We start from the raw sequence: 9,116 nt of genomic DNA, 5'->3' as shown, positions 1-9,116 counted from the left end.
GCGACCCCATCCCCTTCCGCCACCCGCGGGATGTCGCCAGGCGCGCATCTGAGCGGGCTCGTCCCTAGCCTGTTCCGGATGTCCACGGCACTTATGACCGATCACTATGAGTTGACCATGCTGCGGGCGGCGCTCCGCTCCGGGGTGGCGAACCGTCGTGTGGTCTTCGAGGTCTTCACCCGTTCACTGCCGCCCGGCCGCCGCTTCGGTGTGTTCGCCGGCACCGGCCGGCTGCTCGAGGCCCTGGCGGCCTTCCGCTTCGCCCCGCCAGAGCTCGCCGCGCTGCGCGCCGCCGGTGCGGTCGACGACGACACCGCGGCCTGGCTGGCGGACTACCGCTTCCGCGGTGACATCCGTGCCTTCGCCGAGGGCGAGCCGTTCTTCCCCGGCACGCCGGTTCTCGCCGTCGAAGGGACGTTCGCCGAGTCGGTGTTGTTGGAGACGCTCGTGCTGTCGATCCTCAACCACGACAGTGCGATCGCCGCGGCCGCCGCCCGCATGGTCGCCGCGGCAGGCGGGCGGCCCTGCCTGGAGATGGGCTCGCGGCGCACCCACGAGGCCGCGGCCGTGGCGGCCGCGCGGGCGGCCTACCTGGCGGGCTTCGCGGCCAGCTCCAACCTGGAGGCGGCCCGGGCCTACGCCGTGCCCAGCGTGGGGACCAGCGCGCACGCGTTCACCCTCGTCCACCCCACCGAAGCTGCGGCGTTCGCCGCCCAGGTGGCCGCGCTGGGCCGCGACACGACGCTGCTCGTCGACACCTACGATGTCCCCGAGGGCATCGCCGCCGCGGTCGCGGCCGCCGGGCCGGAGCTCGGCGCCATCCGGATCGACAGCGGCGACCTCGGCGCCCAGTCGGCGGCGGCCCGCGCTCAACTCGACGGGCTCGGTGCCACCGACACCAGGATCATCGTCACCGGGGACCTCAACGAGCACGCCATCGCCCGGCTGGCGCAGGCGCCCGTGGACGGCTACGGCGTCGGGACCAGCCTGGTCACCGGGTCCGGGGCGCCAACCGCCGGGTTCGTCTACAAACTCGTCGAGGTCGATGGCATCGCCGTGGCCAAGAAATCGGTGGGCAAGACCAGTCGGGGAGGACGTAAGCGCGTGGTGCGCCGCCACGACCCCAGCGGCCGCGCAGTGGCCGACGTCGTCCTCCCCGCCCAGGCGGCCGCCGTTCCCGCCGTTCCCGCCGCTCCCATCGCTGCTGTGACCGCCGCGGCCCCGGCAGCCGGCGCCCCCTCCGCCGCCACGACCTTCGCCGCCGCCCTCCTGCCGGTGGCAGCCGACTCCGGGTTGCGGCCCGGCGGGACCCGAGACCGTGAGCTGCTCCAGCCGATCGTCGTGGGCGGCGAACCGGTCGACGCCGATCTGGTCGGCCCTGCCGGCACGAGACGGGCCCGGGAACACCACGGCCGGGCCTTCGCCGCGCTGCCCCCGACGGCGAGGGATGTGCGTTTCGGCCAACCGTGCCTGCCCGTGGTGCACACCACCCGCGTGTGATCCGTCCCGCGTCGGACCTGTCCCGCGTCACCGCAAAGCCGCTACGGGGAGGGGGCCGTGTGCGGTGAGGTGGGCATGGCCAGACTGGAGGGGTGCCGCCTGCATCGCCGCCGAATCAGGTCCGCGGTCCGTGTGACGGCGACGACGGGCGGCCTCACGGTGATGCCGCCGGGCCGCCGGTTGTCGCCGTCAGCGTGGACCTGGTTCTGCTGACCCTGCGCGGCGGCCGGCTCTGCGTCCTGCTGAGCCGCCGGGACGACCCGCCATTCGACGCGCCCTGGGCCCTGCCCGGCGGATTCGTCGACGGCGACGAGGACCTCGATACCTCGGCGTCGCGCCGGTTGTGGGCCGAGACCGGGGTGACCATGACCGGCCATCTGGAGCAGCTGCGCACCTACGGTGGCCCGCATCGCGACCCGCGGGTGCCCCGGGTCAGCGTCGCCTACCTCGCCCTGTTGCCGAACCTGCCGCCGCCGCCGCCCGGCTCCGACGGCCCCCGTGCGCGGTGGTGGCCGGTGGCGGACCTGGGCTCCGCGGACAGCCCCATGCTGGCCCTCGACCATCCACGGATCGTCGCCGACGGGGTGGAGCGGGCTCGCGCGAAGCTGGAGTACACCCCGCTGGCAGCCGCCTTCTGCGAGGACCGGTTCACCCTCGCTGACCTGCGCCGCGTCTACGAGGCTGCCTGGGGCGTCGCGTTGGATCCGCCGAACTTCCGGCGCAAGGTGCTGTCCACACCCGGGTTCGTCGTCCCACTGGGCCAGCGGACCTCCCCGCGCGGCGGCGGCCGACCGGCCGAGCTGTACCGGCGTGGCTCGGCCACGGCGCTGCACCCGCCGCTGTTGCGCCGCTCGGTCTGACCGTCGGCACCGCACCGCACCGCACCGCGCCGTCGCACGCCGTGACCGTGACGTGCTCCGTTGCATCTCACCGTGCCCGGCGGCGGGTCAGGGCGCGGGAATGGCGTAACAATAGGCCTCGTGTCTGTCACCGCCGTGTCGCCACTCGACGTCGAGGAAGTCGACGAGGCCCTCGACGACGAGCGGCCGTGGGTCACGATCGTCTGGAACGATCCGATCAACCTCATGTCGTACGTGACCTACGTCTTCCAGAAGTTGTTCGGCTACAGCAAGTCGAAGGCCACCGAGCTGATGCTCGACGTCCACCAGAAGGGACGCGCCTCGGTCGCCACCGGCACCAGGGAGGAGATGGAGGCCGACGCGGAGCGCCTGCATGCCTACGGGCTGTGGGCGACGATCGCCCAGGACTGACCAGCCCTCCCCGCCGGGGATAGGGGACTGGACGTGCGAGTCCTGTGGGGCCAGTGGCCGCAGGGGGCTTGATCGGCCGCCGCGTGGGGATCGCTCGCGTCCAACCCGGCCGCTCCGTCCGGCCAACGGGGCCACAAAGGGCTAGCTGGATCGGGTGCGGGCGAGGCGAGGTCGGCCGCCGTCGGCGGGCGGCTCCGGCGCGTGCCGGCCGGTCGGGGTGGCGGTCGGTGCGTGATTCTGGCCGGGGAGGACGGAATGCCGGGGGCCGGGTCGGCCCGGCCGCGAGCGGGGTTCGACAATGTGCTCGATGGGCCGTGAAGGTGCGGGCGAGATTCGTCCGGATCGGCCCTGGCGAGCTACGCGGCAACGGTTCCGAAGAGCTTGGCAACCGGTATTCGCCATTCATTTCATGAATCATTACCTGTCGTTGTTCGGTTCGGCTGGACTCTAACGATGAATCCGGGCTGTGCGTATCGACCGTCCGCGAAAATTCGACCAGCCGGCCCGGAATATTCCGGGTAATCGCGGTCTCGCCTTCGGCGGCGGGCGTCGAGTGGCCGCCGGATGACTCCGCTCGGTGCCGGGTCCAACAGCTTCTGTATCGCAAAATTATCCAGATTCCGGGTGGATCGATCGAGCTACCTCTTCCGTGGGATCCCCACCGAAGGCGCCCGCCGGACGGCCGCGGGGGTACCCGCCGCAGGGCGCGCAGCGGCCGGTGGGCGCCGGTTCGCAGCCGCGTCAGGCCCCACGGCCACCGCTCCCGCGGCCGTGCTCTCGTCGGCCGGCCGGCGGATCGGCGCGCCGAGCGCGGCGCGCGGGGCACCTCGCCGGCTGGACTAGGCTGGCTGTGGTCAGCTGCCGGCCGTCCGCCGTGGTCTCGCCGTGCGCCCGCCGCTCCTTGCCGGGCGGTGGCGCCGCGGAACCCGGCGCGCGCATGGTTGAGCCGCCGCGGCCGCATCGGCGGTGACCGGCCAGTGATCCGCGGGAGGGCGCCGCGGACGAGGGGTGATGGAGGGCACGACGTCGTGGCTGCTGACGGTTTCCGTCGCACCCGGGCCGGGATCGAACTGCGGCTGCCGCGGTGGGAGTCGGCGTTGCTGTCCCAGCTCGTCGGTCAGATCGAGGCGCTACTCGAACCGCCGCCCGTCGAGGATCCGTTGGAGGCGTTGGTCGGACTGCGTGACACCGCCCCACCGCCACCGGAGGACCCGGCGATGGCCCGGTTGCTTCCCGACCCGTACCCGGACGACCCGATGGCCTCCGGGGACTTTCGCCGCCGCCGCACCGACGATCTGCTTGCCCGCAAGCGGGACGCGGCCCGCCGGGTCCTGGCCGCCATGCCTGCTCCCGGGGTCGCGCTCGTCCTCAGCGAGGACGCCGCCCAGGACTGGCTGACCACCCTGAACGACCTGCGGCTGTTCCTGGGCACCCGCCTTGCCCTGACCGACGACGACTCCACCGACGAGTTGGAGTCCATGGATCCCGAGGATCCTCGCTACCCGCTGGTGGCGACGTACGTCTTTCTGACCGGGCTGCTCGACGAGCTGACCCGGACGCTGGACTAGGTCGCCCGTCGCGATTCCGGCCGACCGGGACGGTCTCGTCGCCAGGACCGCCCAGACCGCCCCTTCCGCGTCGTACGGTGGGCCAGTGCTGCGTATCGACCGTGCCTGTTACGAGGCGATCGTCGCCCATGCCCGCCGTGATCACCCTGACGAGGCGTGCGGGGTCGTCGCCGGTCCCGAGGGTTCGGACCGGCCGGAGCGGTTCATTCCGATGGAGAACGCGGAGCGTTCGCCGACCTTCTACCGCTTCGATTCGATGGAGCAACGACGGGTCTGGCGAGAGATGGAAGACCGCGACGAGGAACCCGTCGTCATCTACCACTCGCACACCGCGACCGAGGCGTTTCCGTCCCGCACGGACATCTCTCTCGCCGGTGAGCCCGGCGCACACTACGTGCTGGCCTCCACCCGGGAGCCTGACCAGACCGAGTTCCGGTCCTTCCGGATCGTGGACGGCGCGGTCACCGAGGAGCCGGTGGAAATCGTCTAAGGACCTGTGACGTTGCAGTGGCGGGGTCTGCCGTTCGCACGGCACAGCGAGGGGGGTGACGGTGTGGCCGGTTCCGGCGATGCGGGCTGTCTAGGGACACTGCCCGTGCCCGCGCGCGCCGAACGTGGGACAACCGCCGCGTCGTCGGGGCATCCTGGGCCTGCGAGCGGCGCAGCCTTCGCATCGGCGCGTTCCCAGGCGTCTGTCACAACGTCCCGGCCTGCGTAACGTCCCCGCTCGCGTAAGATCTCCGCCCGCGTAACACCTCCGCCCGTCCGGGCGGCGCCTCGGTCGAGCCCGACCGCTGGCCCCTGCGAAAGGAGCACCATGGCAGTCCAGGTCCGTGTGCCGACGATCCTGCGCACCTACACGGGAGGTTCGAAGCTGGTCGAGGGCACGGGCGACACCGTCGCCGCGCTCTTCCTCGACCTCGACTCCCGGTACTCCGGGCTGCGCGGCCGGTTGGTGACCGGTGAGGACGGGGCCGAGCTGCACCGGTTCGTCAACATCTACGTCAACGACGAGGACGTGCGGTTCCTCGGTGGGCTCGACGCCAAGCTCAACGACGGCGACGAGGTCACCATCCTGCCCGCGGTCGCCGGTGGCTCCACCGACTGCTCACCCGGCGTCCCCGCCGGTCAGTACTAAGCCGATCGGCAGGTCCGACTCATGCGTTTCGACTCCCTGGCCGACTCGGTCGGCCGGACCCCGCTGGTCGGGCTCCCACGACTGTCCCCGTCACCGCAGGTCCGGCTGTGGGCGAAGCTGGAGCAGAACAACCCGACCGGTTCGATCAAGGACCGGGCGGCGCTGTGGATGATCGCCGACGGCGAGAAGCGTGGCCTGCTCGCCCCCGGCGCGACCGTTCTGGAACCGACGTCCGGCAACACCGGCATCTCGCTGGCGATGGTCTGCCGGCAGCGGGGCTATCAGCTCGTCTGCGTCATGCCGGAGAACACCTCGGTGGAGCGTCGCCAGCTGCTGCAGATGTGGGGTGCGGAGATCCGGTACTCGCCCGCCGCCGGCGGCTCCAACGAGGCGGTCGCCGTCGCGAAGCGGCTCGCCGCGGAGAACCCCGACTGGGTCATGCTTTACCAGTACGGCAATCCGGCGAACGCCCAGGCGCACTATGAGACGACCGGCCCGGAGATCCTCGAGGACCTGCCCGCCATCACCCACTTCGTTGCCGGCCTCGGGACGACCGGCACCCTCATGGGCACCGGCCGCTACCTCAAGGAGCGGGTGCCCGGCATCACAATCGTCGCTGCCGAGCCCCGCTACGGGGAGCTCGTGTACGGCCTGCGCAACATTGACGAAGGCTTCGTGCCCGAGCTGTATGACCCGTCGGTGCTCACCTCGCGTTACTCCGTCGGTCCGCGGGAGGCCCTGCGCCGCACCCGGGAGCTGGTCCAGGAGGAGGGCATCTTCGCCGGGATCTCCACCGGAGCCATCCTGCACGCGGCGTTGGCGCAGGCCGAGCGGGCGGTCCGGGAGGACAGGCCGGCCGACATCGCCCTCATCGTCTGCGACGGCGGCTGGAAGTACCTGTCCACCGGTGCCTACGCCGGCACCCTCGAGGAGGCCGAGGCGGCACTCGAAGGCCAACTGTGGGCGTAGCCCCGTAGATCGCCTTCGGCGATCTACGGGGACCCCTCGCCCAGGGGGTCGTTCGGGGTTTTCGTCAGATCGCCTTCGGCGATTTTCCTGGGGGAGCCGTTGGGGGCCTTCGGCGATCTACGGGGACCCCTCGCCCAGAGGCCGGACCCGGAGTGTTCATGCGCTGGGGGGCGTAGGGCGGTCGGGTTGGAGTTGCTGGAGGTTGGTCACCGTGGAGGGGGCTGAAACCGTATTCAACCTCCAGCAATCCTGGATCACCGTTATTGCCGGGCCCGCGTGGCAACTCTAGGTGAGGTCGCGATGGGCGGACGGTGACGGAGCGGCGACCTGGGTGGAACCCGGTCGGCTCGGGTGGGCCGGGAGAGGGGACGAGAATCCGCCGGCTCAGGAGGCCAGGACCTCGCCGAGGAGGATGGCGAGCTCGCGGAAGGCCCGGCCGCGGTGGCTGATCGCGTCCTTCTCGGCGGCGGTCAGCTCGGCATTGGTCCGGGTCTGGCCGTCGGCGAGGAACAGCGGGTCGTAGCCGAAGCCGCCCTGGCCGCGGGGCTCGGTCAGCAGGGCCCCGCGTAGCTCCCCGTGCGTCACCCGCTCGACGCCGCCGGGGGTGACCAGGGCCGCCGCGCAGACGAACGCCGCGCCGCGCCGCCCAGGCGGCACGTCGTCGAGCTGGGCGAGCAGCAGGCTGTTGTTCGCTTCGTCGCGTTCTGCACGGGTGCCGTCCCGTCGGCCGGACCAGCGGGCCGAGCGTACGCCGGGCATGCCGGACAGCTCGTCGACCGCGAGCCCGGAGTCGTCGGCGACGGCGGGCAGACCGGTTTGCTCGGCCGCCGCCCGTGCCTTGATCAGGGCGTTCTCAGCGAAAGTGGTCCCGGTCTCGGCCACCTCCTCGCCGTCGGGGAGAGCCACCAACTCCACCGCCAGGTCACTGGCCGCCAGGATGCGGCGCAGCTCGGTCAGCTTCGCCTCGTTGCGGCTGGCGAGCACCACCCGCACCGGCTTCGACGAGCCGGTCGGGGCTTCCGCCGCGGCGGTGTCCGCGCCGGCGGTCGGCTTCGCGGTCATCGGGTTCCCTCCGGGCGGGCGGGACCCGCTGGTGCGGGGCCGCGCAGCGCCTCGGTCTGGATCTCGGTGAGCTGGGCGCAGCCGAACATGGCGAGGTCGAGCAGCTGGTCGAGCATCGCCCGGTCGAACGGGGCGCCCTCGGCGGTGCCCTGCACCTCCACGAACCCGTCCGCCCCGGTGCACACCACGTTCATGTCGGTGTCCGCGGTGGAGTCCTCGGTGTAGGCGAGGTCGAGCATCGGCTCGCCCCCCACCACCCCGACGCTCACTGCGGCGATGCTTGTCGTGATCGCCGCGGGGCGGCCGAGCCAGCGGGCGGCGTCGACCAGCGCGACGTAGGCGCCGGTGATCGCGGCGGTGCGGGTGCCGCCGTCGGCGAGCAGCACGTCACAGTCGATCGCGATGGTGTTCTCGCCGAGGGCGGCCAGGTCGATGCAGGCCCGCAGGCTACGCCCGATCAGTCGGGAGATCTCGTGGGTGCGCCCCCCGATTCGCCCACGCACCGACTCGCGGTCATTGCGGGTGTTGGTGGCCCGCGGCAGCATCGAGTACTCGGCGGTCACCCAGCCCAGGCCGCTGCCCTTGCGCCAGCGCGGCACGCCGGTGGTCACCGAGGCGGCGCACAACACCCTGGTCTTCCCCACGCTGATCAGCGCCGACCCCTCGGCGTGCTCCTGCCAGCCCCGCAGGATCGTCACGTGCCGGAGCTCATCCGGTTTCCTGCCATCGACTCGTGTCACGCCCGCGACACTATCGGCCCGTCTCGGACCGACCGCGTCACACCTCGAAGGTGGCCCCGGGTGTGGCTATGGTCAGGTTCCCGTCGAACGCGCCGGCCGCCTCCTCCTCCGAACGGGCGGCGTTGCCCCAGGGGACCAGGTGGGTGAGCACCAGTCGGTCCACACCGGCCCTGCGTGCGTGCTCGCCGGCCTCCCGGCCGGTCAGGTGCAGGTCGGGCGGGTTGTCCTCATCGTCGAGGAAGGACGCCTCGCACAGGAACAGGTCGCTGTCGCGGGCGAGCCGAACGAGCCGGTCACACGCGCCGGTGTCGCCGGAGTAGGTGAGCACCCGATCTTCCGCGGTGACCCGAACGCCGTAGGCCTCGACCGGGTGCGCCACCCGGGTGAGATCGATGCGGAACGGCCCCACGTGCAGGCAGCCGGCGCCGATGGTGCGGAAGTCGTAGATGTCGGCGAGGCTGTCGTCCGGCCACTTCTCGAACGCTCCGCACAGCCGTTCCTGGGTGTTGATCGGGCCGTAGACGGGGAGCTTGGGCGGCATGCCCTCGGGGTGGTAGCGCCGCGCGTAGGAGTTCGCCACCAGGTCCAGGCAGTGGTCGCCGTGCAGGTGACTGAGCAGGACCGCGTCGATGTCGCGCAGGTCGCAGTGCCGCTGCAGTTCTCCCATCGACCCGTTGCCCGCGTCGAGGACGAGCCGGAACCCGTCCGACTCCACCAGGTACGACGAGCAGGCCGAGGCCGGCCCGGGATACGTGCCGGAACAGCCGAGAATGGTCAGTTTCACCGTGGCACCACCGGGCTCTGCTGGGAGGAAGCCTGATCCGCCGCGGTTCGGGCGGTCCAGACGGCTGTAGTCGTGGTCCTGGTG

The 9,116-nt window shown here is 71.8% G+C and carries 10 protein-coding genes; 7 read left to right on the top strand and 3 right to left on the bottom strand.

The genetic code is table 11. The features are described from left to right. Positions 1-30: 30 nt before the first annotated feature. The 7 genes from NBZ85_RS22585 (at position 31) to NBZ85_RS22555 (ending at position 6,446) form a co-directional block, all read left to right on the top strand. Positions 31-1,500, top strand: coding sequence for a nicotinate phosphoribosyltransferase (locus NBZ85_RS22585; RefSeq protein ID WP_261559499.1), 1,470 nt, complete (start codon positions 31-33; stop codon positions 1,498-1,500). A gap of 194 nt (positions 1,501-1,694) precedes the next feature. Next, positions 1,695-2,360: an NUDIX hydrolase gene (locus NBZ85_RS22580; RefSeq protein ID WP_261559498.1), complete on the top strand. Its 666-nt coding sequence runs from the start codon at positions 1,695-1,697 to the stop codon at positions 2,358-2,360. 120 nt (positions 2,361-2,480) lie between these two features. After that, on the top strand, positions 2,481-2,771 hold the full coding sequence (gene clpS / locus NBZ85_RS22575) for an ATP-dependent Clp protease adapter ClpS (protein WP_261559497.1): 291 nt from the start codon (positions 2,481-2,483) through the stop codon (positions 2,769-2,771). 1,028 nt (positions 2,772-3,799) lie between these two features. Next, a complete protein-coding gene (locus NBZ85_RS22570; protein WP_261559496.1) occupies positions 3,800-4,339 on the top strand; it encodes a DUF2017 domain-containing protein in 540 nt (179 codons plus the stop codon). An 85-nt stretch (positions 4,340-4,424) separates the two neighbouring features. Next, a complete protein-coding gene (locus tag NBZ85_RS22565) occupies positions 4,425-4,829 on the top strand; it encodes a M67 family metallopeptidase (RefSeq protein WP_261562548.1) in 405 nt (134 codons plus the stop codon). A gap of 327 nt (positions 4,830-5,156) precedes the next feature. Next, a complete protein-coding gene (locus tag NBZ85_RS22560; protein WP_261559494.1) occupies positions 5,157-5,477 on the top strand; it encodes a MoaD family protein in 321 nt (106 codons plus the stop codon). Positions 5,478-5,498: 21 nt separating this feature from the next. Beyond that, a complete protein-coding gene (locus NBZ85_RS22555) occupies positions 5,499-6,446 on the top strand; it encodes a PLP-dependent cysteine synthase family protein (RefSeq protein WP_261559493.1) in 948 nt (315 codons plus the stop codon). 384 nt (positions 6,447-6,830) lie between these two features. On the opposite strand, the gene rdgB is transcribed toward NBZ85_RS22555, so the two are convergent. Genes rdgB through NBZ85_RS22540 form a run of 3 tightly spaced genes read right to left on the bottom strand, consistent with a single transcriptional unit; the run spans position 6,831 to position 9,032 of the window. Then, a complete protein-coding gene (gene rdgB / locus NBZ85_RS22550; RefSeq protein WP_261560653.1) occupies positions 6,831-7,508 on the bottom strand; it encodes an RdgB/HAM1 family non-canonical purine NTP pyrophosphatase in 678 nt (225 codons plus the stop codon). Further along, on the bottom strand, positions 7,505-8,248 hold the full coding sequence (gene rph, locus NBZ85_RS22545) for a ribonuclease PH (protein WP_261560652.1): 744 nt from the start codon (positions 8,246-8,248) through the stop codon (positions 7,505-7,507). Before rph ends, rdgB begins: the two co-directional genes overlap by 4 nt. A gap of 37 nt (positions 8,249-8,285) precedes the next feature. Then, a complete protein-coding gene (locus tag NBZ85_RS22540) occupies positions 8,286-9,032 on the bottom strand; it encodes an MBL fold metallo-hydrolase (RefSeq protein ID WP_261560654.1) in 747 nt (248 codons plus the stop codon). Positions 9,033-9,116: the final 84 nt, after the last annotated feature.

It is taken from the genome of Frankia tisae, from assembly GCF_025403405.1.
GTDB classification, from domain to species: Bacteria; Actinomycetota; Actinomycetes; order Frankiales; family Frankiaceae; genus Frankia; species Frankia tisai.
The sequence above is the reverse complement of the archived record's forward strand: the minus strand, read 5'-3'. Positions and strand labels throughout refer to the sequence as shown.

Coding starts and splice junctions, on each gene's coding strand:
- NBZ85_RS22585 (WP_261559499.1), top strand. CDS start 31: ATGTCGCCAGGCGCGCATCTGAGCGGGCTCGTCCCTAGCCTGTTCCGG.
- NBZ85_RS22560 (WP_261559494.1), top strand. CDS start 5,157: ATGGCAGTCCAGGTCCGTGTGCCGACGATCCTGCGCACCTACACGGGA.
- NBZ85_RS22555 (WP_261559493.1), top strand. CDS start 5,499: ATGCGTTTCGACTCCCTGGCCGACTCGGTCGGCCGGACCCCGCTGGTC.
- rdgB (WP_261560653.1), bottom strand. CDS start 7,508: ATGACCGCGAAGCCGACCGCCGGCGCGGACACCGCCGCGGCGGAAGCC.